The organism is Aquimarina latercula DSM 2041, assembly GCF_000430645.1.
GTDB lineage: Bacteria > Bacteroidota > Bacteroidia > Flavobacteriales > Flavobacteriaceae > Aquimarina > Aquimarina latercula.
The window spans coordinates 149,265-172,436 of record NZ_KE387187.1 but is presented as its reverse complement, the minus strand read 5'-3'; the positions used below and the strand labels follow the sequence as shown (position 1 = coordinate 172,436).

General features: G+C 30.2%; 29 protein-coding genes. 12 read left to right on the top strand and 17 right to left on the bottom strand.

Going from position 1 to position 23,172, the window contains the following annotated elements; genetic code table 11:
* Positions 1 to 8 precede the first annotated feature (8 nt).
* From H526_RS0127365 to H526_RS0127340, 6 genes are all read left to right on the top strand, one after another.
* A complete protein-coding gene (locus H526_RS0127365) occupies positions 9 to 785 on the top strand; it encodes a patatin-like phospholipase family protein (protein WP_027395853.1) in 777 nt (258 codons plus the stop codon).
* A gap of 11 nt (positions 786 to 796) precedes the next feature.
* A complete protein-coding gene (locus tag H526_RS0127360; RefSeq protein ID WP_027395852.1) occupies positions 797 to 1,429 on the top strand; it encodes a Crp/Fnr family transcriptional regulator in 633 nt (210 codons plus the stop codon).
* Positions 1,430 to 1,492: 63 nt separating this feature from the next.
* Positions 1,493 to 2,290, top strand: coding sequence for a sulfite exporter TauE/SafE family protein (locus tag H526_RS0127355; RefSeq protein WP_027395851.1), 798 nt, complete (start codon positions 1,493 to 1,495; stop codon positions 2,288 to 2,290).
* A gap of 86 nt (positions 2,291 to 2,376) precedes the next feature.
* Positions 2,377 to 3,789: an MBL fold metallo-hydrolase gene (locus H526_RS0127350; protein ID WP_027395850.1), complete on the top strand. Its 1,413-nt coding sequence runs from the start codon at positions 2,377 to 2,379 to the stop codon at positions 3,787 to 3,789.
* A 3-nt stretch (positions 3,790 to 3,792) separates the two neighbouring features.
* A complete protein-coding gene (locus H526_RS30350; protein ID WP_081415719.1) occupies positions 3,793 to 4,233 on the top strand; it encodes a rhodanese-like domain-containing protein in 441 nt (146 codons plus the stop codon).
* A 93-nt stretch (positions 4,234 to 4,326) separates the two neighbouring features.
* Positions 4,327 to 4,926 (top strand): Crp/Fnr family transcriptional regulator, encoded by a 600-nt coding sequence (locus tag H526_RS0127340; protein WP_245591247.1) that lies wholly within the window; start codon positions 4,327 to 4,329, stop codon positions 4,924 to 4,926.
* On the opposite strand, the gene H526_RS0127335 is transcribed toward H526_RS0127340, so the two are convergent.
* A complete protein-coding gene (locus tag H526_RS0127335; RefSeq protein WP_245591246.1) occupies positions 4,923 to 5,525 on the bottom strand; it encodes a class I SAM-dependent methyltransferase in 603 nt (200 codons plus the stop codon). The genes H526_RS0127340 and H526_RS0127335 overlap by 4 nt on opposite strands.
* Positions 5,526 to 5,725: 200 nt before the next feature.
* Between H526_RS0127335 and H526_RS0127330 the strand changes: the two genes are divergently transcribed.
* The 4 genes from H526_RS0127330 to H526_RS0127315 all read left to right on the top strand — a co-directional run bounded on the left by H526_RS0127330 (position 5,726) and on the right by H526_RS0127315 (position 7,537).
* A complete protein-coding gene (locus tag H526_RS0127330) occupies positions 5,726 to 5,932 on the top strand; it encodes a YgaP family membrane protein (protein ID WP_027395847.1) in 207 nt (68 codons plus the stop codon).
* 81 nt (positions 5,933 to 6,013) lie between these two features.
* Positions 6,014 to 6,469: a methyltransferase family protein gene (locus H526_RS0127325; RefSeq protein ID WP_035086859.1), complete on the top strand. Its 456-nt coding sequence runs from the start codon at positions 6,014 to 6,016 to the stop codon at positions 6,467 to 6,469.
* A gap of 92 nt (positions 6,470 to 6,561) precedes the next feature.
* Complete coding sequence (locus H526_RS0127320) at positions 6,562 to 7,119, top strand: YeeE/YedE family protein (RefSeq protein WP_027395845.1); 558 nt, start codon at positions 6,562 to 6,564, stop codon at positions 7,117 to 7,119.
* A 4-nt stretch (positions 7,120 to 7,123) separates the two neighbouring features.
* Positions 7,124 to 7,537: a DUF6691 family protein gene (locus H526_RS0127315; protein WP_027395844.1), complete on the top strand. Its 414-nt coding sequence runs from the start codon at positions 7,124 to 7,126 to the stop codon at positions 7,535 to 7,537.
* On the opposite strand, the gene H526_RS0127310 is transcribed toward H526_RS0127315, so the two are convergent.
* The 15 genes from H526_RS0127310 to H526_RS0127240 all read right to left on the bottom strand — a co-directional run bounded on the left by H526_RS0127310 (position 7,526) and on the right by H526_RS0127240 (position 19,721).
* Complete coding sequence (locus tag H526_RS0127310; RefSeq protein WP_342667704.1) at positions 7,526 to 8,548, bottom strand: 2-hydroxyacid dehydrogenase; 1,023 nt, start codon at positions 8,546 to 8,548, stop codon at positions 7,526 to 7,528. The genes H526_RS0127315 and H526_RS0127310 overlap by 12 nt on opposite strands.
* Positions 8,511 to 9,182: a hypothetical protein gene (locus H526_RS0127305; RefSeq protein WP_027395842.1), complete on the bottom strand. Its 672-nt coding sequence runs from the start codon at positions 9,180 to 9,182 to the stop codon at positions 8,511 to 8,513. Before H526_RS0127305 ends, H526_RS0127310 begins: the two co-directional genes overlap by 38 nt.
* Complete coding sequence (locus H526_RS0127300) at positions 9,179 to 9,676, bottom strand: hypothetical protein (RefSeq protein ID WP_035086857.1); 498 nt, start codon at positions 9,674 to 9,676, stop codon at positions 9,179 to 9,181. The genes H526_RS0127305 and H526_RS0127300 overlap by 4 nt, the downstream gene beginning before the upstream one ends.
* Before the next feature lie 24 nt (positions 9,677 to 9,700).
* Positions 9,701 to 10,144 carry a hypothetical protein gene (locus tag H526_RS0127295; RefSeq protein WP_027395840.1) on the bottom strand — a complete coding sequence of 148 codons (444 nt, stop codon included), beginning with the start codon at positions 10,142 to 10,144 and terminating at the stop codon, positions 9,701 to 9,703.
* Between the two features lie 74 nt (positions 10,145 to 10,218).
* Positions 10,219 to 10,662, bottom strand: coding sequence for an Hsp20/alpha crystallin family protein (locus H526_RS0127290; RefSeq protein WP_027395839.1), 444 nt, complete (start codon positions 10,660 to 10,662; stop codon positions 10,219 to 10,221).
* 90 nt (positions 10,663 to 10,752) lie between these two features.
* Positions 10,753 to 11,169, bottom strand: a complete 417-nt coding sequence (locus H526_RS0127285) for a hypothetical protein (protein ID WP_027395838.1) — start codon at positions 11,167 to 11,169, stop codon at positions 10,753 to 10,755.
* A gap of 112 nt (positions 11,170 to 11,281) precedes the next feature.
* On the bottom strand, positions 11,282 to 12,652 hold the full coding sequence (locus tag H526_RS0127280) for an MBL fold metallo-hydrolase RNA specificity domain-containing protein (protein ID WP_027395837.1): 1,371 nt from the start codon (positions 12,650 to 12,652) through the stop codon (positions 11,282 to 11,284).
* An 11-nt stretch (positions 12,653 to 12,663) separates the two neighbouring features.
* Positions 12,664 to 13,506, bottom strand: coding sequence for an ATP cone domain-containing protein (locus H526_RS0127275; RefSeq protein WP_027395836.1), 843 nt, complete (start codon positions 13,504 to 13,506; stop codon positions 12,664 to 12,666).
* 58 nt (positions 13,507 to 13,564) lie between these two features.
* Positions 13,565 to 13,990: a hypothetical protein gene (locus H526_RS0127270; protein ID WP_027395835.1), complete on the bottom strand. Its 426-nt coding sequence runs from the start codon at positions 13,988 to 13,990 to the stop codon at positions 13,565 to 13,567.
* A 12-nt stretch (positions 13,991 to 14,002) separates the two neighbouring features.
* The gene (locus H526_RS0127265) at positions 14,003 to 14,854 is read right to left on the bottom strand and encodes a universal stress protein (RefSeq protein ID WP_027395834.1); all 852 of its coding nucleotides are present in this window, start codon (positions 14,852 to 14,854) and stop codon (positions 14,003 to 14,005) included.
* Between the two features lie 67 nt (positions 14,855 to 14,921).
* Entirely contained in the window at positions 14,922 to 15,770 is an 849-nt protein-coding gene (locus tag H526_RS0127260) for a universal stress protein (protein WP_027395833.1), read from the bottom strand.
* A gap of 129 nt (positions 15,771 to 15,899) precedes the next feature.
* A complete protein-coding gene (locus H526_RS0127255) occupies positions 15,900 to 16,751 on the bottom strand; it encodes a universal stress protein (RefSeq protein ID WP_027395832.1) in 852 nt (283 codons plus the stop codon).
* 45 nt (positions 16,752 to 16,796) lie between these two features.
* Positions 16,797 to 17,714 (bottom strand): universal stress protein, encoded by a 918-nt coding sequence (locus H526_RS30345; RefSeq protein ID WP_081415718.1) that lies wholly within the window; start codon positions 17,712 to 17,714, stop codon positions 16,797 to 16,799.
* A gap of 12 nt (positions 17,715 to 17,726) precedes the next feature.
* The gene (locus tag H526_RS0127245) at positions 17,727 to 18,575 is read right to left on the bottom strand and encodes a universal stress protein (protein WP_027395831.1); all 849 of its coding nucleotides are present in this window, start codon (positions 18,573 to 18,575) and stop codon (positions 17,727 to 17,729) included.
* 234 nt (positions 18,576 to 18,809) lie between these two features.
* Positions 18,810 to 19,721 carry a universal stress protein gene (locus H526_RS0127240; protein ID WP_027395830.1) on the bottom strand — a complete coding sequence of 304 codons (912 nt, stop codon included), beginning with the start codon at positions 19,719 to 19,721 and terminating at the stop codon, positions 18,810 to 18,812.
* A 118-nt stretch (positions 19,722 to 19,839) separates the two neighbouring features.
* On the opposite strand from H526_RS0127240, the gene H526_RS0127235 reads away from it, so the two are divergent.
* Both H526_RS0127235 and pdxH read left to right on the top strand, forming a co-directional pair.
* Entirely contained in the window at positions 19,840 to 22,242 is a 2,403-nt protein-coding gene (locus H526_RS0127235) for a heavy metal translocating P-type ATPase (protein WP_027395829.1), read from the top strand.
* A complete protein-coding gene (pdxH, locus tag H526_RS30340; RefSeq protein WP_051336390.1) occupies positions 22,239 to 22,871 on the top strand; it encodes a pyridoxamine 5'-phosphate oxidase in 633 nt (210 codons plus the stop codon). Before H526_RS0127235 ends, pdxH begins: the two co-directional genes overlap by 4 nt.
* Positions 22,872 to 22,912: 41 nt before the next feature.
* On the opposite strand, the gene H526_RS32050 is transcribed toward pdxH, so the two are convergent.
* The gene (locus H526_RS32050) at positions 22,913 to 23,062 is read right to left on the bottom strand and encodes a hypothetical protein (RefSeq protein ID WP_155839795.1); all 150 of its coding nucleotides are present in this window, start codon (positions 23,060 to 23,062) and stop codon (positions 22,913 to 22,915) included.
* Positions 23,063 to 23,172: the final 110 nt, after the last annotated feature.

Genomic DNA, 23,172 nt, shown 5'->3' with positions numbered 1-23,172 from the left:
ATAAAAAGATGGAAACTTTAAAAAATGTTGGTCTTGTCCTTTCTGGCGGAGGGTTTAAAGGTGTAGCACATATAGGAGCAATAAAAGCAATAGAAGAAGCTGGTTTGTTTCCGAATTATGTCTCTGGGACCAGTGCAGGAGCAATTGTAGGTTCGTTATATGCTGCTGGACATTCTATAGAAAAGATTAAGAGTTTTTTTAGTAAAACACCGCTGTTTAAATTAAATAGGTTTACCAGAAAAAAGGCAGGTTTTTTAGATTCAGAAAAATTTTACGATGATTTAATTAATTATTTTAATGAAAACTCTTTCGAAAGTCTGGAGAAAAAACTTTTTGTTACTGCTACGAACCTTTTGACAGGAACAGTAACGGTTTTTAATAAGGGAGAATTAATTAAACCTATATTGGCCTCAGCTGCTTTTCCGGGTGTGTTTTCTCCGATACAGATTGAAGATCAATTATATTCTGATGGAGGAATTTTGGATAATTTTCCGATCATGCCGATAAAAAAACAATGTGATATGATCATAGGAATTGATGTTACTCCTATCCGAAAACCTAAACTCACAGATTTTAAGCATGCATATAATGTTATGCAACGAGCATATTATTTAAGAGCTATGCCCAATTCTGAAACAAAATTTGATGAATGTGATTTGGTGATTCAACCAAAGAAACTTACCAATCATGGGCTCTTTAGTAGTGGAAATTTAGATCAAATTTTTGAGTTGGGTTATCAGGAAGCCAAACAACAATTAGAACAATATTTTGAAAACCAAAAATAGAATAAATCAGAATGATTGAAGAACTGAATAATAATTATGGTCATTTTTTTGAGAAAGAGCTTTTAGAAGAAATTAGTAAGGTTTCTATAACTAAAGAAGTACTCGAGGGTGATATACTTATTAAGCCGGGTAGTTACATTAAGTCAATGCCTTTGATTATTAATGGAGCAATCAAAATATTAAGAGAAGATCAGGAAGGCGATGAGTTGTTACTTTATTTTTTAGAAAAAGGGGATACTTGCGCAATGACCCTTTCATGTTGTATGGGACATCATAAAAGCGAAATAAAAGCAATCGCGGAGATGGACTCTACACTTATCATGATTCCAATAAAAAAAATGGAAGAGTGGACCACAAAATATAGTTCATGGAGAAGTTTTGTCTTCGAAAGTTATCATAAAAGATTGATGGAAGCAATTGAGGCTATAGATAACATTGCTTTTCTTAATATGGACGAACGATTACTAAAATATCTTAAAGATAAAATAAAAGTAAATAGCGATACTATTGTACATAATACGCACCAGGAAATTGCCTATGATTTGCATACCTCTAGAGTGGTAATTTCTAGACTGTTAAAAAAACTAGAGGTGGATGGTAGAATAGAATTAAATAGAAATAGTATAAAAGTCATAAGTCTATAATAGTGTGTAACTAATGTTACTGTGACTAACATAAGCTAAAATTATTTTTGTCAAAAAAAATTGATGGAAATAGTAGAAGTTCTTGGATATTTTGGCGCATTGATAATTGGAGTAGTGCTAGGTTTAATAGGAGGAGGAGGTTCCATACTTACAGTACCGATTTTTGTTTATTTAATGCATATTAATCCTGTGACTGCTACTGCTTATTCATTATTTGTTGTAGGGTCTTCGGCATTAATTGGAGCTATTAAGAACCTGAGAAAAGGCATTGTTAGTTTACGTACTGCAGTGGTATTTTCAATTCCGGCTTTTATAGCAGTGTATGGTACAAGAAAGTTTTTGGTTCCTGCGATACCGGACAATCTTTTTTCTGTAGCAGAGTTGGTGATTACTAAAAATATAGGAATCATGGTGTTTTTTGCAATGATTATGTTATTGGCTTCGGTTTCTATGATAAAAAACGGAAAAGATACATTGCAGAAAAAGGAAGAAGTTTTATATAATTATCCTTTAATTATAATAGAAGGTTTCATAGTGGGTGTATTAACCGGAATTGTTGGAGCAGGAGGAGGGTTTTTAATAATACCAGCATTGGTCTTATTCGCAAAATTACCAATGAAAAAAGCAGTGGCTACATCACTATTAATTATTGCAATCAAATCGTTGATTGGGTTTGTGGGCGATGTAGAAAATCTAGATATAGATTGGATTTTCCTAATTTTCTTTACTGGAATTTCTATCCTAGGTATTTTTCTTGGGATATATTTATCCAATTTTATTGAAGGAAAAAAATTAGAAAAAGGCTTTGGATGGTTCGTTTTAATAATGGGAATTTATATACTGATAAAAGAATTGACTTAACAAAAATTTAGATTGTTTTATCTGTAACAATTGTTACTGTAAAATGACAATCTGAGTAGTATTTTTAAAAATAAAAAATAGAACAAATGAAGATAGAACAAATATATACTGGGTGTCTAGCACAAGGAGCATATTATATTGAAAGTGAAGGTGAAGTTGCAATTATAGATCCGTTAAGAGAAGTAAAACCTTATATAGAAAGAGCTAGAAATGACAAAGCAAAAATTAAATATGTTTTTGAGACACATTTTCATGCGGATTTTGTGAGCGGACATGTAACACTCGCTAAAGAAACAGGTGCGAAGATTATTTATGGACCAAATGCCAATCCTTCTTTTGAAGCTATTATTGCTAGTGATGAACAAGAGTTTAAATTAGGAAATATAACTATTGTAGCCTTACATACTCCAGGCCACACTATGGAAAGTACTACATATTTATTGCGTGATAAAAATGGTAAGGATCATGCCATTTTTAGTGGAGATACTTTATTCCTTGGGGATGTTGGACGTCCAGATTTAGCTCAGAAAGCTGCTCACCTTACGCAGGAAGAATTGGCAGAAACGTTATTTGATAGTTTGCGAAATAAGATTATGCTATTAAATGATGATATAATTGTATATCCAGCACATGGAGCAGGTTCTGCTTGTGGTAAAAATATGATGAAAGAAACGGTTGATACTTTGGGTAATCAGAAGAAAGTGAATTACGCATTGAGAGCAGATATGACTAAAGAAGAATTTGTAAACGAAGTCACTGATGGATTGTTACCTCCACCAAAGTATTTCCCTTTAAATGTTAAACTTAACAAAGAAGGATACGAAGATATAGATGAGGTATTAGAAAGAGGAATAAGACCATTGTCTCCAGAAGATTTCGAGATGTTGGCTAATGAAACCGGTGCGATTGTATTAGATGTTAGACATCAAAACGAATATGTAAAAGCTCATATTCCAAGATCTATATTTATTGGAATAGATGGTAGTTTTGCTCCTTGGGTAGGTACTTTGATAGCAGATGTGCAACAACCAATTTTATTAGTAACACCAATAGGTAGAGAAGAAGAAACGATTACTCGATTATCTCGAGTAGGTTTTGATGGTACTTTAGGATATTTAGAAGGAGGAATTGAAGCTTGGAAAGAAGCTAAAAAAGAAGTTGATACAATATCATCAATATCAGCGATGCAGCTTAAAAACATTATTGAAAGAGAAGAAGTACATGTTTTTGATGTAAGAAAAGAGAGTGAATTTGCTGCCGAACACTTAGAGAATGCAAAAAATTCGCCATTAGATTTTATCAATGATTATATGCATTATTTTGTAGAGGATAAAATGGCTTATATACATTGTGCAGGAGGATATCGATCTGTTATTGCTGCTTCGATCTTGAAGAGTAGAGGTATTCATAATCTTATAGATGTTGCTGGTGGTTTTGCTGCTATTAAGGAAACTGGTTTAGAAACGACAGATTACGTATGTCCAACTACCTTAAAATAATTCATGAAAGATGTAGTAAGATTTGAAATAATATCGTTGAAATATTATGTAACTTTTTTATTAATTTTAGGAAACATCTTTTTTGGTTTTTCTCAGGATTATTTTAGAAATTCTTCTACTAAAGAAATCAATTCAATAAAGATTGTTGATGTCAATTCAATTAAAGAAAAAGTAATTGGTAAGAATGTGCAATTTATTGACATACGTACTGTAGAGGAGTACACTAATGGTTATATAGATGACGCAATAAATATAAGTATTGCGAATAGAGAAAAATTTGTTTCAGAATTTCAAAAACTAAATAAAAAAAAACCAGTATATATTTATTGCTATTCTGGTTGGAGAAGTCATCGCGCTGCTAAATTATTAGTTAAACTAGGTTTTAATGAAGTATATGATTTTAAAGGTGGTTATAAAGCTTGGAGTTCGTATTCAGAAAAATGATATAATATAGAATCAATTATTGATTAAATTAGTAAAAAATAAACACCGTTGATTTCTGAAGCTTTAGATACTTACTTTCCAAAATTGACTACAATGCCAGATTTAAAGAAAGAGCTTGTAGCAATTAGTAGTATTCATAAATTTGAGGCTGGCACGGTTATTCTTAGACAAGGCTCATATATTAAAGTCATCCCACTATTAATATCGGGTTTAGCAAAAGTATTTAAAGAAGAGCCGATTAATGGAAACGAGGTTTTATTGTATTATATACAGCCAGGAGAAAGTTGTGTAATGTCAGTTACTACTTTAATTCGTAATCAAGAAAGTCAGGTAAAAGCGGTGATTGAAGAAGATTCTGAAGTGGTGGTCATACCAGCAGATAAAGCATTAGTAATTGCAAAGAAATATCCGAAATGGAATGAGTTTATTTATGACCTCTTTAACCTTAAGTTCGAAGAATTATTAGATGTTATAGAAATATTGACATTTTCTAATAAGGATAAGCGATTATTAGAGTATTTAAAAAAAGAAGCCAAGTTAAAAGGGCGAAATGTTCTTAATACGACGCATCAACATATTGCGCATGATCTAGGGTCTTCTAGAGAAGTAATATCTAGATTACTTAAAAAATTAGAGCAAGAAGGTCATATATTTTTAAAACAAGGTGAGATAGAACTGATTGATGTAACTTAAATCTTCTGAAGTACTACCGTAGACATAGATCTTAGATCGTGTACGTTAGTGGATTTTAAGGGTTCTAAAAATGATAGCCCATGATTATGCATAATAGAAGAGAGTAACTCTTGTGTTAGCAAGAATCGATCTGATTCATCTCCTAATCTATATACACCCTTATGTATATGGGATATCTTATCTTTTACTCCAATATCAGAAGTCATTCTTATAAATAAAGTTCCCGATGGTTTTAATACACGTATAAGTTCTGAAAACATGGAATTGAAGTGGTCTGTACTAGAAGCAAAGTGTAGTACTGCACTGCAAATAATATGATCAAAAAAATCATTCTGATATTTCAGTGTATCTAAAGAGGATACATCAAATTTAGTACTCCAATCAGGATATATACTTTTCACATATTCGATCTGTTCTACATCCCGATCTAATCCATAGATGTTAAACTTATTTTCATAAAACCAATGTATATTTCTACCATTTCCGCATCCTGCATCTAAGATCTTATCATTTTGGGAATATCTATCTTTTAGTATTTGATCTAATAAGTAGATGTCAATATTACCTAGTCCTGATCTTAAATTTTGAATGGTCATCATAAAATTTGTGTAGTTGTAACATTTGTCACAGTTTTTATTCTTCCTCTAAGATAAATTTGTTCCTCAATAACCCAAAATATTGAAGATGAAAATGCGTAAGGAGATTAAATTTTTAATAGTCTGTTTATTATGTATAAGCATTACTACCATAATAATTCTTCTTATTCAATTTTTTAAAACCTAATTTTATATTATATACTATGAAAAAGAACATGGGAAATACAGATCGTATTTTGAGATTGATTGTTGCTATTACAATTGCGCTACTTTATTATTTTAACATTATTCAAGGTGCCGTTGCATATGTTTTATTGGGATTAGCAGGAATATTTGCTGTAACTGGTTTTGTTAGTTTTTGCCCTCTATACTCACTGGTAGGTTTAAATACCTGTAAAGTAAAGAACTAAACTTAATTAATGATGTTGCTTATTAACCTGTCATTTAAATGATGACAGGTTTTTTTAGATATGAATCTATTTTTTTAAATTATGAAATTAGAAAACAATGATTTTCTTTTCGTTTTAGTACAATTCGTACTGTTTTTTGTGTACGTAATTGATGTAAAAATAGGAAGTATTGGTTGGTTACCATTTATAAATCGAATAGGTTTATTTACGTTTGTTTTGGGTGTTTTGATTGTGTTAGTTGCTTTATTACAGTTAAATAAAAACCTATCACCTTTTCCAACGCCAAAATTAAATTCAAAATTAGTTAAAACAGGTCTTTATAAATTTATAAGACATCCTCTATATGCAGGAATATTATATGTTGTATTTGGATATGGGCTTTATATAGGTTCTGTTTTTAAATTAATTATAGCAACTACTATTTATATACTCTTTTATTTCAAGACTAAATACGAAGAAGAAAAATTACTTGAATTTTTCGATGAGTATAAAGCATACAAAGTGGCTACAGGTCGTTTCTTTCCAAAAATATTTTGATTAATTGTTTCAAAAATATTCTTGTGTAACTTAGGTTACTGATTCTAGCTAAAAAATGTAAGTTATTGCACTAAAATATAATTTGTAAAAGAATGAATTGGTTATATGAACCGTGGCCTTGGTATGTGTCAGGACCATTGATAACATTGGTAATGTTTTTGTTGCTTATGATGGGTAAAAAGTTTGGTGTGTCCTCCAATCTAAGAACAATGTGTACTATTTGCGGTGCTGGTAAAACTGCTGATTTTTTTAGATTTGATTGGAAATCCCAGCGATGGAATCTTGTAGTAGTTTTTGGGATAATTATAGGTGGTTTTATTGCAGAAAATTACTTGTCTTTTGATACTAAAGTAAATCTGAATGCTAATGTGGTAAAAGATCTTCAAGCAAAAGGTTTTGCGGATGCTGGAGAAAGTTACATACCAAGTAGGTTATTTTCTGATCAAATTATGATGACTCCAAAAACAATAATTATTCTTGTGATTGGTGGAATATTAGTTGGTTTTGGTGTTCGCTATGCAGGAGGTTGTACATCTGGTCATGCGATTTCGGGTTTAAGTAATTTACAAATACCATCACTTATTGCTGTTGTTGGTTTCTTTATTGGTGGTTTGGTGATGATCCATTTAATTTTTCCTTTATTATTTTAAGCATATGCGTACAGTTGTATATTTAGTAATTGGTGTTTTTTTTGGAATTGTTTTGTTTAAATCAGAAGCTGCTTCGTGGTTTAGAATTTATGAAATGTTTCAATTTGGATCGTTTCATATGTATGGTATCATAGGATCCGCTGTAGGACTTGGTATTGTTATCGTTCAATTTATTAAAAGATATAAAGTGAGATCTTTTTTTGGAGATAAAATAGTTATTCTATCAAAAGAAAAAAGTTTTTATCGTTATATGATAGGAGGGATTATTTTTGGTCTAGGTTGGGCGTTAGCTGGAGCTTGTCCAGGACCAATGTTCGTTTTGTTAGGTGCAGGGTATTTACCAATTGTAATAGTGATCATAGCTTCCATCTTAGGAACATTTCTATACGGTTTGATTAAAGATAGGTTACCCCACTAATTCTGGAATGATTTCATTATCAGAAGCTTTATTTTGTTCCCAACAATTAATATTATAAAAGGTGGTTTCTGCTATGTTAGTTAATGCTTCGGTTGTTGCGAATGCTTGATGTGGAGTTATTAAAACATTGGGTAAATCTATTAATTGTTTCAATAACGAGTCATCAGGTTTATTTTTAGAGTGATCGTAAAAAAATAAATCGTGTTCATATTCATACACATCAGATCCATAAGCGGCGATTCTATTCCATTTTAAGGCTTCTATGAGTTCTAAAGTATTTACAACGGCTCCTCTAGAAATATTTATGATATATGCCTCTCTTTTCATTAGATGTATTAGGTCTGCATTAATCATATAATGAGTTTCTGAATTAAGAGGCATACTTAGCATAATAACATCAGATTGTTTACATAAATGCTCTAAAGAAACATATTTGATATTATTTGTTTGAGAAAAGTTGATGTCCTCATAAATATCAGTTGCAATTACATGGCAACCAAATCCTCGTAATATTTTTCCAATTACTTTTCCAATTCTACCAGTTCCAATAACACCAACTGTTTTATTGTAAAGATCAAATCCAATTAAATTACTTAGGGAAAAATTGTAATCATTGAACTGTTGATTTGATAAAATTAGTTTTCGGTTTAATGCTAATAACAATGCTATAGCATGTTCTGCAATTGCGTATGGAGAATAATCTGGGGTATGGGCTACCTTAATACCTATTTTTTTTGCAGTTCCTAAGTGTATGTTATCATAACCAGCAGATCGCAAGGTGATATATTTTACTCCGAATTCTTTTAATAATCGAAGTGTTTTTGAAGAAGCATCATCCGCGGAAAAAATCGAAACTACATCAAAACCTATAGCCATCATAGCCGTTTTGGAAGTAAGCCTTTCTGGGGCGTATTTTATCTGATGGATATCTTTGTTTGCTTTTTCAAGAAAAGGTATTTCAAAATCCTTGGCACTATAGATCAATATTTTCATTGGTAATTTCTTCTTCAATAATTAATAATTTCTGTCCTTTTAATGCCCAAATCAATACTTTTACGTAATCACTAACAGCCTTTTTTACGTTTTCGGGCTCTGTAATGTCGATAGATCCTTTCCAAATTAATTCTCTTTCTTTATCAGGGCATATGCAATACAAAGATGTTTCTGCGTGATAGATTTCATACTCTTCATAATAATCTTCTTCGTAGTAAATATCTTGGTTTTTGTAGTAATCATCTTTGAAATTTCTGAAATCTTTATCCATATTTCGATAAGCTTGTACTACGGTTAATCGATCTTCTACAGCTAATACTTTGGATAATAAAATAGCATCAAAGCCCGCTTCTAAAAGCTTACCTTCCATAGTTATTAGGTCTTCTTCTGTTTTTGGAGAATCGGTAAATGACTTTTGGAAGAAGTCAAGGCTTTTCTCTGATTTGACTCCATTTTTTTTTAGTGCTGCAGTGAGCTTTTTTTCGAATACTTTTCTCCCATCAAGATCAGAGGTCATGCCTATTACCAATACTTTGTTAGCCTCAAAACTTTCAATATCAGGATTTTTCCAAACTTCTATAAGTTCACTGGATGAGCAGCTTGTCAAGAATCCCAAGATTAACAAAATGATATATGTTTCTATTTTATTCATTGTTTCTTTTTTATTATTTGATTAAGTCGGTTCGTTACAACTTCTACATATGTAGATGTTTTTTCAATAATAGATTCTCCAGAAATCACATCTACATCTTTTAAAACAATATTACTGCTTCCAACTGTTGATAAAACGATAAGTTTATTTAGTTCGTTCGGATGATTCTTAATAAACTTTTTTACATTTTTTGGGGGACTACCATATTCCCATGAATTGATAAGTATTAAGGCATCCCATTTTTCAATATTTACTGTAAATAGTGTATATACATCGATTACTTTAAAATAAATAGTATCTTTTTCGTATTTTCTTAAAATTCCTTGAACTACTGAATCTTTAAATTTACTGCCCTGAGATGCTATTAAAATTTTTGTTTTAGCATTTTTGTTATTTACCTCAAAAGGAATAACAGTATCCATAGAATATGTATATTCATACCATGCCCAGACTCCGATTAAAAGAGCTATAACGGTGAACACTATTTTTTTCATTTTTTTCATCGAAAGCTTATCAAACTAATTAAGTAATTTCTTTTGTTTCTTTTTCTTAATAAGATCCTTAACAAGATCAAAAGTTTCTCTTTTGTTTTTTTTATAATTATCAAAATAATTACTGATTTTTATTGATATTTCTTGATGCTCTTTTTTGTATTTTTTTTCTTCCTTTAGCTGATCAACACCGTCGATTAGTATAATGAGCTTATTACAGTGTTCAATCAGTTTTTTTAATATTGGATTAAGTTCTTTTTTCTTCTGATCTAGTTCTTTAATTAATTTGTTACTTTTTGCAAAAATCTTTTTTGAGATTATTGGTGAAGCAACATTTATAATAAGATCCGTTAAAAATGTAAGTTCATCTTTGATGAATTTTAGTTCAGAAATCCAATTCATGGAAATTTGATGCAATTCTTCTGCACTTTTCCATTCTATATATTTAGTATTTATAGGTTGTGGTTTCATTATTAATTTTATAATAAAACATTAAAAGGCAAAAAATAACTACATATAATTATCCTTCGCCTTTATGAATGAGATTAATCTATGGCGATTACTTTTTTAGGTAATTCTTTTGCCTCTTCTTTTTTTAATAGATTAAGAGTAAGAACTCCGTTATTGTATGTAGCTTTAATCTTTTCGTCTTGATCTATGCTAGCAGGCATTTGTAACCTTCGGTCAAAGGAACTATAGTTAAATTCTCTACGGGCGTAATCGTTATCTTCTTCTACTTCTTCATTGCGTTTTTCTGCACAAATATGTAGCACATCATCTTCCAAGGTTATTTCAATATCTTTTTTTGAAAACCCAGGAACTGCAAGCTCAATTTCAAAATCGTCCGTACGTTCTTTTACATTCATTGCCGGTAGATTTCTATCTTTAACGAAAAAATCATCGGAAAAAAAGTTGTCAGTATCCATCCAATTGGAAACTTTGTCGTTAAACCACGGGAATCTGTTTTTGTTAAATTTAATTATTGACATAATGTTTAGGTTTTAATTATTAGTGTTTTAATTAATTGAAATAAAAGTAATTAGTTGTTAGGTTGAATAAAATGACAATTATCAGCTTATTTAATTATTTTTGTTTTTTTTGAGAATTCCTCCTGCATATTGAAACACCTCCGATTTTAGTGCACGAAAGTTTTTGTAAAAATTGTAGAAATGATTTCGAAGTTCTTTATGCTCATCGAAATAATAATGATCACAGGAGATAGTGTCACATTCCAACATACCACCTAGTTCACTTTCATGTTTTCTTATTTTTTGGTGCAGTTTGCTGATTTCTTTCTCAATATTTTCGATTCCTTGTCTAAACTGCTGTAATCGTTCAAAAAGATTAGGAGTAGTTGGTTCGAAAACATAGGATTGTAATAGCTGATTGATAAACAATAGTTCTCCTTCTATAAACTGAAGGCTGGACTTCCATTCTAGAGTATCAAAATGGATATCCTTTAAGTCACTGCTCATTGTGTTTGTTTCAGTTGTCATAGTTTAATTTTTAATGGTTACTAAAAGAATGATTATTATATCATATTTATAGTAGTAAATTAGCTAATGATTAAAACCTGAAAAATGATAATGGTCACGTTTCTAATATATTTCAAACAGTAATATTTAGGACCTCATGGAGCTTAGGGATATGTGTTTTCCAATTTAAAGTATGTTTTAATTTGGTGTCAAATGCTTCCGATGCAGATGGCTCTCCGTGGATTAGAAAAACCTTTTCAGGGATGTTTTTGATCTTACTTACCCAATCTAATAATTCATATTGATCAGCATGAGCTGATAGACTTTCTATATGATGTATTTCTGCTTTTACAGTATAATATTTACCATATAATTTGATTTCATGAACTCCATCTTGTAATTGTCTGCCTCTTGTACCTTCAGCTTGATATCCTGCTAAAAGAATAGAAGTATTTGTATTATCTACAAGCTGTTTTAGGTATGTTAATACTCTGCCCCCAGTTACCATTCCACTTCCGGCAATTACAATTTTGGGTCTGGGATTATCAATTACTTCCCAAGTTTCTTTGTATGATGTAACAATATTGATATGATCACATAAAGAATTATAATCTTGTTTGGATAATTTATGCCAATCCGAAAATTTTTCAAATACGGATAATACGTTACTTCCCATCGGGCTATCTACATAGATTGGGATATTGGGGATTCGATTTTTTTGATATAACTTCCACAAAAGGTACATTAAAGTTTGTAAACGTTCTACAGCAAAAGAAGGTATAATTAACGTTCCTTGTTTATATAATGTTTCTTTGATTAATCCAATTAGTTTCTCTTCAATATCTTGATCTTGATGAAGTTTATTACCATAGGTACTTTCTATAAAAAGAAAATCTGCCCATTCCGGTTTTTCAGGAGGCTTAAGTAGTAGATCTTTTGGTCTCCCTATATCACCTGAGAAAACGAAATCTTTTCCGAAAAGATGTAATTCTATAAAACACGCACCGATAATATGTCCGTTATATCTAAATCTAAATTCAATATCTTTTGATAAAGAAAACCAGATGTCTTTTTCTCTAGCTTTAAAATGATGTACTGTTTTTTCGACTTCTTTTATGGTGTAAAAAGGTAATGTTGGATTATGTTTAGAGTATCCTTCTCTATTAGCCCTATCTGCTTCTTCTTCATTAATTTTTGCGCTGTCCTTCAGAATGATTTCTGTAATTGCAAGGGTTGGTGCTGTTCCAATGATTTCACCATTGAACCCTTGTTGAATTAATCTAGGAAGATACCCTGTATGATCTAGATGTCCGTGAGTTAATAGAACTATATCAATTTCTGAAGCTTTAATTGGTAATTGTGTCCAGTTTAGCTTTCTTAATTCCTTAATGCCTTGAAACATACCACAGTCAATTAATATGTTTTTTTGTGGAGTTTCTATATAGATTTTTGATCCAGTCACAGTTCCTGCTGCTCCAAGAAATTGAATTTTAATAGATGGCATATATTAATGTTTTATAAATCACATAACATTTTTATCTCATTTAGTATTTTTTGTTTTCTGTTTTCAGAAATTCCTAAATGGTCAAGGTAAAATACATCTCCTTTTAGTTGTTGATAAAGAACAACATCTCTACTTAGCAAAAACTGTTTTTCGCGATTGGTAAGAATTGTGGATACTGTAATGGGATATAATCCTAAGCGATCGACTCGATCTTTAAGGCCATTCCCGTTAGGATAATCCCAACTAAGTAAATGTAAACCGATACAACTACCGTATTGAATAGCGTCTTTTGTGAATCTAGTATTAGTAACAACCCAACCTTGATTAGGAATTAATGGATCTTTTTCTTTGTCTCCAAAGTGCGCAATGATATCTTGATATCTAGAATAAATATATAATGGAATTTTAACATTGCAGTTACGCCCTTCTTCACTATGAAACTTACATTCAATTATAATGAAATCCGAGTTTTTCTTTGCGATAATATCAACTTCATGAGTAACGCATTTGCCAGAAACAATTTGTCCTACTTGAACCTGATATCCAGAAAATTTTAATACAGCGGCTACAAACCGTTCAAAAGGAAATCCAGTAGGGCCTAATTCATAGATGGCTTTTTTAAGTTTATATTTTGAAGCAAATACAGTTTTTTCCTTCTTTAATAATGAAAAAGCCCTATTGTAAATCTCTTTTGTAGAAATCCCTTGATATAATTCATCTTTTACAGTGTCAACAATATGTTTTATTGTTTTGTTATCTGCTCCGCTTCTACTAAGTGAACTCTTTAATTTACTCAATGAAAACTTCACTTTTTTACCAGAAGATTTTCTGATATTGAAATCTTCATTTTTCATAGATTTAAAAGCTTAAAAGTTTAATACATTAGAATTCTTAGATAAGTATGAAGGATACTTATCTAAGAATATGTGACTTATTATTTTTGTAATAATCTCTTATCAAAGCTTTCGTTTGGTTTTCGGTCAAACTATCTGATTTAAGAACAGCTTTTACTTTTTTACTAAGACTATAATAATTTTCATCTAATTCTTTTTTGAATTTTTCTCCAGCTTCTGCTGGGCCATAAATTACAATAGCATCAGAGTCTTTAATAAGAGGGATAATCTTTTTAAAATAAGATTTGAATTGATGTTTTTCACGTTCTAAGAATTTGCTGTCCTGAACAACATCTTGAGGTCCACCTTTTATTTTAGTTCCAGAACCTCCATGTATTCTGTAATCTTCTATTTCCGAAAAAATTGTAATCATTTCTTCGTTGTTTTCTTTTACGTTGATGATATAAGCTTTTTCCTTATCCATCCATATTCCTATGTTTTTCATAATCAATTTGATTTAATTTTTAATATCGTGTAATGCTAATACTGGTACTTTAGAATAGTATCCTAAATTTTTAACCAAGGGTCTGGAAAATATACTTCCGAAGAAAGAATGTTTTCTGTTTATAAAAGTAATCAGATCACTATTTCTACTTTCTACAAAAGCACTGAGTCCTCCTTTTACATCTACATTATGTAGCGTATGAAATGTGTGAGGTATATGTTCAAAATATTCTTTTAACAAGTTTTGATTATTTATTTGCTCTTCATCTAAAGTATCTTCTTCAGAAACGTGTAAAAAACGTATAGCTGCATTGCTAATTTTTGCAATTTCAATTAGATATTGTAATTCTCGACGTTTTACTTGTGTCTTGTAATCAGTAGGAAACACGATTTCTTTTGGTTCTTTGTAGATTGTATTTTCAGGAATTGTCATCACTGGACAGTTTCTTATTTTCTCCATGACCTGAATAGCATTACTACCGTATATAATATCACTTGCGTTTGTGGATCCTTTAGTTCCCATGATTACCATTTCGATATCTTGTTTATTTACTATATCTTTTATACTTTCTAGTAAACTATTGAATTGAGAAATCATAATAAACTTATGATTTGTAGATTCATCTCTAAAAGAAAGGCGTTGTAATATTTTTCCTAATCCTTTTTCTGATTTTTCCTTAGCTTCGTCATACATCTTTTCTCCTGGTTCAGGAATCATCATACTTTCTAAAGCATATCCAGTAGCATTAAATGCATTAAGAATATAAAAATCACATTCTTCATTTTTATATAATTCGATTGCGTAACTTATTGCGTTCCATGCATTTTTAGAAAAATCCGTTGGTAATAAAATTTTCTTTTTCATCAGATCGGTTTTTAAAGATTAATGAGATAAATATATAATTGATCATAGTTAAAAAATATGATAATTATCAGGTAGCATCAGGAATTACCAAAAAAGGTATGGATGGATGGAATCCTATTTTTTTAATTACAGGTTCATGTGTTATGGTTTCTATTAAACTATGTTTGTAATTAATCATAATAGCCAAGTTGATATCAAATTCATCAATGAATTCATTGATTAGTGAAGTCTTTTGTCCAGTTTTAGAAATCCAATGTATACTATGGGTGAATTTTGAAAGATGTCGTTTCAATAGATTATAATTATATTCTTGTATATCGTCTAAATTTTCATCTTCGTTGATATGAAAAATACGTATGTTGGAATCAAATAAAGAGGCGATATCCAATAATGGCTTTATTTCTGCTTCTAGATAAAAACGTTTAAAATCAGTAGGAAATGCAATTTCTATTGGTTTATCAAAATCAAACTCATTAGGAACAATTAAAACAGGACAATGTTTTATTTTTTGTACCACTTTTACGGTATTACTTCCCATAAAAAGAGAGGCAGCACCAGTAACTCCTTTTGTACCCATAACGACCAAATCAATATCCTTATTTTTGATAGTTTTGTTAATTGTTTCTGTTAAATCTTTTGATATAGAGATAGTTTCGAAGGTATGTTTAAGATCTTCCGAATCTCTAACGATTGAATGAAATGTTGTTGCTAAAGCGTCAATAGATGTCGCACTTAGTTTTTGATATGTTGCATCTCCTTTGCTTGTATCAATTCTACCAGTAAGTACTGGTGTATTGACTTCGAAAGTATTAAGAATATAAAATTGACACGGTTGATTCTGGAATAATCTTGTAGCATAAAAAAGAGCACTATAAGCGTTGTCTGAAAAATCGGTGGGAACAAGTATTCTTTTCATTGTTTTTTAGTTTTGTTTATTTACTATAAAAGTATTTTTTAAACACTATGAATACTATGATAATTCTCATATTTGAAATAAAATAACAGTACCTTTTTGGAGGTGATTACTAATTAATTATCTCTATAGTTAGATATGATCTGCGGGAATTACTAGGAAAGGAATTTTGGTGTGGAATGTTATTTTTTTGATAACAGCTTCTCTGGTTAGTCGTTCAATAAAATTATGCTTATATGTAATCATTGCTAATAGGTCTATTTCTTGTTCTTCTATGAAAGATTGAATTCCAATTTCTATATTAGAAGAATCTGGTATCATGTGAAAATCAAATTTCACATTTCTGAAAAAGCCCTCTAGAGTGGTGGTGTTATAATGTTGTACTGTATTTAGTTTTGATCCATCGTAAACACGGACCATTTTTACAGTGGCATTATTGTGTTTGGCTAAATCAATAATTGGATTAATTTCTGATTTATAATAAATCCTTTCGAAATTTGTAGCAAATGCTATATTATTAATTGGCTTAAAAATTACATCTTCAGGAATTATAAGGATAGGGGTGTTAAATTCACTTTCTAAAACTCTTTTTACAGTACTTCCTAAAAATAATTGTTTCGAATTTGAAACTTTTTTGGAACCCATTAGAATCAAGTCAAACTTGTACTGTGCAGTCATTTGTCTTAAAACTTTGGTTAATGAACCAGGTTTAGAAACTGTCTGAAATGTATGATTTTTAGAGAGTTTGGTGTTTTGAATATCTTCTAGAGTTTTTTTTAATCGATCTTCTGACATTATCTTGATAGATGTATAGAAATGACCAACTCTTTGTGAGCTTACCGTAGTAACTAATTGGGCAGAATTTAGATCATACGTATTAAGAATATGAAGTTCGCAAGGAATGTTCTTATATAATTCAAGGATATATACAAGAGCATTCCAAGCTTTGTTAGAAAAATCTGTTGTTACTAATATTTTTTTCATCTTTCTATAACGTATTCTTATTCACCTAACTATTCTGACTTTTTGTTATATGATTATATCTTGGTTCTCTTTTTCTTTTCCTTTTATGTCGATGTGATCACTTTTTTTATTTGATCCTATTCTTTTTTCTGAAGGGATTACTAAAAATGGAATGTTAGTGTGATGTGCTATTTGATTAATTACAGGTTTAAACAAAAGGTTTTCAAAAAAAGAATGTTTATTATGTACCATAACAAGCATATTTATGATATTCATTTTTTGGAAATCTTCAATCGCTTCTATAACATCCATGCCATCTGCAATATGAAAAATATGAGCATTGTTTTTAAAATAGTTATCCACGAAATCTTTTATCTTTTCCTGATCTTTATCTAATGGGATACCATAATATGCATTAAGAATATGTAGTCTTGATGTGTGATTATCACAGATGTTTTTTATAAAAGAAAGATATTTATTAGTTGAACTAAGGTAATAATCTGTAGGGAAGAGGATTTCTTTTGGTTCTTCAAACTCGAAACCCGAAGGCACTGCTAATACAGGACATGTTACATTTTTGATTGTATACATGGTATGGGTTCCAATAAATATTTCTTTGGCACCTGTTGTTCCTTTGGTCCCCATTACGATCAAATCTATATCATAACGCTCTACTGTATCTTTAATCTCATTAATTAACATATTAAAGGCAGAAATTCTTTCAAAACTATGTTTTGAGTTGTTGAATTCTTCTTTTATTTTAGTCTCTATAAGTTCGATCTCTTTTTCTGAATTCATCCTTGCGATATCTTCCAAACCATATGGCATTGGATTTTCTATAAGATATCCTATGTTATATGACACTGGTGTAAAGGTGTTAAGGAGGTAAAATGTGCATTTTTCGTTTCTGAAAAATTGCATCGCATATCGTATTGCGTTATATGCATTATCAGAAAAATCAGTTGGTAATAGAATCCGTTTCATAATTCTTGTAATTTAATTTCGTTGTAAATTTTGCATAGTTAGAAATGGTATTTTTATATGTAACCCAATCTGATCTATGGTGGATTGGTGTAATACACATTCAAGATATGAATGTCTAGAGTTTACCATAACTAACATGTTGATTTCGTTTTTTTCAATAAATTGATTTGTAGCCGTAGTTACATCTTTATCATCAATAGTATGAAAGAATATTTCTGCATCTGGTAAACATTCTCGAATAAAGACTTTATTATCTTCTTGTCGAATAGAAAGTTTTTTATATTTCGACACATATAAAAAATTAATAGAAGATCTAAAACTTTTAGACAATGTACTGAGTAATTTTAATTCTCGTCTTTTATAAGGCAACATATAATCTGTAGGAAAAAGAATGTTTTTTGGTTGTTGATACTTATAATTTTCTGGTATTACTAATACAGGAGATTTTACATATTTAAGTACTTGTAATGTATTGCTCCCAAATGTAATGTCACGATCATCTGTTTTACCTTTGGTGCCCATAATAAGGATGTCTATATTTTCTCGATCAACGAGATCATTAGCTTCATCTACGAGTGTTCCAAAAATTGATAAGATTTTATATTCATGCCTAGGGTTTGGAGAAATCGTAAGCAGTGTAGATAGTATTTTTTCTAACTGGTTATCAGAGTTTTTGTGTGTCTGTTCTTTTAGTTTTTCTAAAGTTTCTCTAGAAACTAGCTCATTACTATCATATACTTCATCTGCATAGGCATGAAAGATAAAAAACTCACTCTTTTCATATTTAAATAGCTCTGTTGCATATTTAATTGCATTCATTGCATTTTCTGAAAAATCCGTGGGAATTAATATTTTTCTCATTATTCTAACTATTATTAGTTGTTTTCTCAAAACTAGAGAAGAATAGAATTTTAAACTATGACTTTTATCAGCTACTTACTTTTAAAAGATCAGTTATCCTGATTGATAATTAATATGCTTTGGTTGTTTTCTAATAAAAAATATGAAGATCTAAACAACAACTTTGATTGTTATAATTGGTCATTATTAGTAATAATAATGACCAATTATTCTTATTTAAGAAAGTTTGAAATACTATTTAATTTCTTCTAGTTTAGAATTACTTTTTATAGTCTTAGAAAGGGCAGAACTAATACCCAATTCAGGAATTACCAATAAGGGTATTTGCGTATGGAATGCCATATTTTTAATTACAGGTTCTCTAGTAAGTCTGTCCATAAAGCTATGTTTATAATTTAGCATGGCAAGTAGATAAATGTCAAGCTCTTCAGAGAAAACCTGTATTGATTTTGAAATTGAGTCGCTTTTAGAAAGGGTGTGTTGATAATAGGTAATGTCTTTAAAGTATTTTTGAAGCATTCTTAAATTAAATTTTTGTTCTTCTGTTAGAACACCCTTTTGTTGTTGTATATAAACTATTCTAATGGTTGCGTCAAATGATTTTGCTAATTCTACTATAGGTTGAAGCTCTTCTTTGCTATAGAAATGAGTGAAATCTGTAGCAAATGTAATCTCCGATGGTTTTGATATAAAGGTAAAGTTTTCGGGAACGGCTATAACAGGACAATTTTTGATAGTATTAATAATACGAACAGTATTACTACCCATAAATACCTCTTTTGTTCCGGATGCACCTTTTGTTCCCATAATGACAAGATCTATTTTTTTAGATTTCACAAACTCTTGTATTACTTCAGTTAGCGTTCCAAACGATGCAATGATATTAAATTTATGTCTTTCATTGATGGTAGTGTGTTTAATAGTTTTCTTTATATGTTCTAGGTTGGTTATAGCATTCGTTTTTATAGTATTTTCAATACTTCGCTTGTGAGGTACATCGGAAATATGCACTGATTCATAAATAATCTTACTATAAGCATTTAATAGAAAGAAGATACAGTCTTCATCTTTAAAGAGTTCTGTAGCGTAGTCAATAGCATTCCAAGAATTGTCAGAAAAATCAGTTGGTAATAGAATCCGTTTCATCATCAGTAGTTTTAAAGTGATATTCCAAAACTAAATCTTCGTTAGAGCTAAAACTATGATTTTTATCATATTATATACTTGTTGTCTTTTTCATTTTTGTATTTCAAATTAGATACTTATGATAGAATCTACATGTTATCATTGTGGAAGTGATTGTGATGCTGCATTAGGAATTACGTACGATCAGAAAACATTCTGCTGTAATGGATGTAAAACAGTATATGATATTTTTTCTAGTAATAATTTAGATTGTTATTATGATCTACAATCTGCACCTGGTAACATTCCTAAAGAGATTGAAAAAAAATATGATTATCTTGATACTATTTCTATCGCAGAAAAATTAATTGAGTTTAGTGATGATACTACAGCAATTTGTACACTTTATATTCCTGATATACATTGTAGCTCATGTATTTGGGTTTTAGAGAATCTACATAAGTTAGAACCTTCTATTATTAATTCACAGGTCAATTTTCCAAAGAAGACAGTTCGAATCACCTTTAATAAAGAAAAATCATCGCTAAAAAAAGTTATTATACTTCTTAATTCGATTGGTTATGAGCCATATATAAGCTTAGATGATTATTCAGAAGGTAAAAAGAATAATATCAGAAGTTTGATATATAAGTTAGGAATTGCTGGATTTGCATTTGGTAATGTTATGTTTTTATCTTTTCCTGAGTATTTTGAGGTATCAGAATATTGGTTAGAACAGTATAAACATGTATTCCGTTGGTTAATGTTTGCCTTCTCGTTACCTGTTGTTTTCTATGCAGCTCAGGATTATTTTATTTCTGCATATAAGGGACTAAAATCTAAAATATTGAATATAGATGTGCCTATAGCATTGGGTATTGCAGTACTTTTTATTCGAAGCACCTCTGAAATTATATTTGATTTGGGAACAGGCTTTTTTGATAGTTTGACTGGGTTGGTGTTTTTCTTATTGTTAGGTAAATTTTTTCAACAAAAAACCTATTCTTTTTTATCTTTTGAAAGAGATTATAAATCCTATTTTCCAATTGCAGTTACAAGATTAGTTCGTACTAAAAACAATAAGAAATATATTGAAGAAGGTATTCAGCTGTATGACATCAAAGAAGGTGACCGATTGCTTATACGTAATGAAGAGCTAATACCTGTAGATGCTGTATTGATTAAAGGAAGAGCAAGAATCGATTATAGTTTTGTAACCGGAGAAAGTGAATGGGTTGACAAAGTATCAGGTGATAAACTCTTTGCAGGAGGAAAGCAATTGTATGGAGCTATAGAAATTGAAGCCACTAAAACTATAGAACAAAGTTATCTTACGAGTTTATGGAGTAATGATGTATTTAAAAAAGATAAGTCTATCGGTTTTACTAATCTAACAGATGCGGTTAGTAAATATTTCACACTTATTATTTTGAGCATTGCCGTAATCACAACCCTTTTTTGGTTCTTTATTGATATCAATAAAGCTATTAATGTTTTTACTGCTGTTTTGATTATTGCTTGTCCTTGTGCATTGGCATTAGCTAGACCTTTTACTTTGGGAAATATGTTGCGGATTTTTGGAAAAAATAAATTTTATTTAAGGAATGCGGATGTAATAGAGCGATTAGCTCAAATGGATAGTATAATATTTGATAAAACTGGAACTATTACTACTAATACTGAAAGTAATATCGAGTATCAGGGAGTCGAGTTAACTTCTGAAGAAGAATCATTACTTAAAAATAGCCTAAGAGCTTCTAATCATCCGCTAAGTAGAGCATTATATAAAATACTAGAAGATCACGATATTTATACGCTTGATGAATATCAGGAACACATAGGAAAAGGAATTGAGGCCAAGATATCTGAAAGTACTATTAAAATAGGTTCTTCGAACTTTGTTGGAAATAATCAATTTTCAGAAACACAAAACACCAATGTGCACATAAGTACGAATGATAAATATAAAGGGAGATATGTTTTTCATAACCAATACAGAAAGAATATTAAGAATGTTTTTGATATTCTTAATAGCGGATATAAACTATCTATTCTTTCTGGAGATAACGAAGGAGAAAGAGAACATTTGAAAAATATACTTCCAGAAAAAACGACATTAAAGTTTAATCATAAGCCAGATGATAAATTAGATTATATCAAATCATTACAAGAATCTGGACAAAAAGTAATTATGATAGGCGATGGTCTTAATGATGCAGGTGCTTTGGCGCAAAGTAATGTAGGGATTGCTATTTCCGAGAATGTGAATGTTTTTTCTCCAGCCTGCGATGCTATTTTAGATGCTTCGCAATTTGACAAAATTCCACAATATTTAATAATTTCTAGAAAGACAATGAAGGTCATTAAATCAAGTTTTGTTTTATCTTTCTTATATAATGTTATAGGGTTGTATTTTGCTGTTACTGGGCAACTATCTCCTATTGTGGCGGCTATACTAATGCCGTTAAGCTCTATTTCTGTAATTATTTATGTAACCATTTTAACCAATTATATCGGAAGAAAGATAAAACTCAAACAATGATGCATAGATCTGATGATCACAATCCAATAGAACATTTTCAGAAATGGTTTTTTGAAGTAGATAAATCATATCCCGAAGATGAAACGAACGCCATGATATTGTCGACAAAAGGTTTGGATGGTTTTCCTAAAAGTAGGGTAGTATTGCTTAAAAAATTTACTTGGGAAGGGTTTCTGTTTTTTACAAACTACAATAGCGAAAAAGGAAAAGCTATCGCAAATGACAGTAAAGTTTCTTTACTGTTTAATTGGGTGAACTCAAAACGCCAAATATTAATTTTAGGTAGGGCAGAGAAGCTTTCAGAAAATATTTCAGAAGGATATTTTGAATCTCGTCCAGAAGGAAGTAAATTAAGTGCTTGGGTATCTAATCAAAGCGAAGTAATCGTTTCTCGAAACGTATTAGAGGAACGTTTGAAAAAATATAGAATTCAATTTAGGAATAAAGAAATTACTAAACCTGATTATTGGGGTGGATATATTGTTAAGCCACATTATTTAAAATTTATGAAACAAGATTTGATAGCTGATGTTACCAGTATCGTTAATTATAAAATAACATTGGATCATAGTTGGGAGAAAGAAGAATGGTTTAGAAAAGATGTAGAGTTTAGTGGATATAAAAAATAAAACTGAATTATGGAATTTATACCATAATTCAGTTTATTGTTTTATCGTTCAACTTGGTAAGTGTACCGTTTGTTTCCAGTAATAATATTTCCTTCATAATCGTAGAATTGCGTGATATAATTTACGAATCTGCTATATTGCGGAGTACCACTATTTCGTGATATGTTTCGTATGTTTTGTAAAGTTCTCATGATGATTAGTTTTTGATTGATGAATAATTAGATTTCCGAATTACCTATAACGTCTTTTAGCATTCCAGATATTTCCGTTTGTGTTTTTTAATTTTTTACTGATTTGATTA

What these genes read in the sequence shown, in the direction of transcription:
- H526_RS0127245 (WP_027395831.1), bottom strand. Translation starts at nt 18,575, where the DNA reads ATGAGAAAAATATTAATTCCCACGGATTTTTCAGAAAATGCAATGAAT.
- H526_RS32050 (WP_155839795.1), bottom strand. Translation starts at nt 23,062, where the DNA reads ATGAGAACTTTACAAAACATACGAAACATATCACGAAATAGTGGTACT.
- pdxH (WP_051336390.1), top strand. Translation starts at nt 22,239, where the DNA reads ATGATGCATAGATCTGATGATCACAATCCAATAGAACATTTTCAGAAA.
- H526_RS0127300 (WP_035086857.1), bottom strand. Translation starts at nt 9,676, where the DNA reads ATGAAAAAAATAGTGTTCACCGTTATAGCTCTTTTAATCGGAGTCTGG.
- H526_RS0127290 (WP_027395839.1), bottom strand. Translation starts at nt 10,662, where the DNA reads ATGTCAATAATTAAATTTAACAAAAACAGATTCCCGTGGTTTAACGAC.
- H526_RS30350 (WP_081415719.1), top strand. Translation starts at nt 3,793, where the DNA reads ATGAAAGATGTAGTAAGATTTGAAATAATATCGTTGAAATATTATGTA.
- H526_RS0127275 (WP_027395836.1), bottom strand. Translation starts at nt 13,506, where the DNA reads ATGAAAAATGAAGATTTCAATATCAGAAAATCTTCTGGTAAAAAAGTG.
- H526_RS0127265 (WP_027395834.1), bottom strand. Translation starts at nt 14,854, where the DNA reads ATGAAAAAGAAAATTTTATTACCAACGGATTTTTCTAAAAATGCATGG.
- H526_RS0127285 (WP_027395838.1), bottom strand. Translation starts at nt 11,169, where the DNA reads ATGACAACTGAAACAAACACAATGAGCAGTGACTTAAAGGATATCCAT.
- H526_RS0127240 (WP_027395830.1), bottom strand. Translation starts at nt 19,721, where the DNA reads ATGAAACGGATTCTATTACCAACTGATTTTTCTGACAATTCTTGGAAT.
- H526_RS0127360 (WP_027395852.1), top strand. Translation starts at nt 797, where the DNA reads ATGATTGAAGAACTGAATAATAATTATGGTCATTTTTTTGAGAAAGAG.
- H526_RS0127305 (WP_027395842.1), bottom strand. Translation starts at nt 9,182, where the DNA reads ATGAATAAAATAGAAACATATATCATTTTGTTAATCTTGGGATTCTTG.
- H526_RS0127315 (WP_027395844.1), top strand. Translation starts at nt 7,124, where the DNA reads ATGCGTACAGTTGTATATTTAGTAATTGGTGTTTTTTTTGGAATTGTT.
- H526_RS0127295 (WP_027395840.1), bottom strand. Translation starts at nt 10,144, where the DNA reads ATGAAACCACAACCTATAAATACTAAATATATAGAATGGAAAAGTGCA.
- H526_RS0127335 (WP_245591246.1), bottom strand. Translation starts at nt 5,525, where the DNA reads ATGATGACCATTCAAAATTTAAGATCAGGACTAGGTAATATTGACATC.
- H526_RS0127355 (WP_027395851.1), top strand. Translation starts at nt 1,493, where the DNA reads ATGGAAATAGTAGAAGTTCTTGGATATTTTGGCGCATTGATAATTGGA.
- H526_RS0127270 (WP_027395835.1), bottom strand. Translation starts at nt 13,990, where the DNA reads ATGAAAAACATAGGAATATGGATGGATAAGGAAAAAGCTTATATCATC.
- H526_RS0127280 (WP_027395837.1), bottom strand. Translation starts at nt 12,652, where the DNA reads ATGCCATCTATTAAAATTCAATTTCTTGGAGCAGCAGGAACTGTGACT.
- H526_RS0127260 (WP_027395833.1), bottom strand. Translation starts at nt 15,770, where the DNA reads ATGAAAAGAATACTTGTTCCCACCGATTTTTCAGACAACGCTTATAGT.
- H526_RS0127320 (WP_027395845.1), top strand. Translation starts at nt 6,562, where the DNA reads ATGAATTGGTTATATGAACCGTGGCCTTGGTATGTGTCAGGACCATTG.
- H526_RS0127325 (WP_035086859.1), top strand. Translation starts at nt 6,014, where the DNA reads ATGAAATTAGAAAACAATGATTTTCTTTTCGTTTTAGTACAATTCGTA.
- H526_RS0127255 (WP_027395832.1), bottom strand. Translation starts at nt 16,751, where the DNA reads ATGAAAAAAATATTAGTAACAACAGATTTTTCTAACAAAGCTTGGAAT.
- H526_RS0127350 (WP_027395850.1), top strand. Translation starts at nt 2,377, where the DNA reads ATGAAGATAGAACAAATATATACTGGGTGTCTAGCACAAGGAGCATAT.
- H526_RS30345 (WP_081415718.1), bottom strand. Translation starts at nt 17,714, where the DNA reads ATGAAACGGATTCTATTACCAACTGATTTTTCTGATAATGCATATAAC.
- H526_RS0127330 (WP_027395847.1), top strand. Translation starts at nt 5,726, where the DNA reads ATGAAAAAGAACATGGGAAATACAGATCGTATTTTGAGATTGATTGTT.
- H526_RS0127340 (WP_245591247.1), top strand. Translation starts at nt 4,327, where the DNA reads ATGCCAGATTTAAAGAAAGAGCTTGTAGCAATTAGTAGTATTCATAAA.
- H526_RS0127365 (WP_027395853.1), top strand. Translation starts at nt 9, where the DNA reads ATGGAAACTTTAAAAAATGTTGGTCTTGTCCTTTCTGGCGGAGGGTTT.
- H526_RS0127235 (WP_027395829.1), top strand. Translation starts at nt 19,840, where the DNA reads ATGATAGAATCTACATGTTATCATTGTGGAAGTGATTGTGATGCTGCA.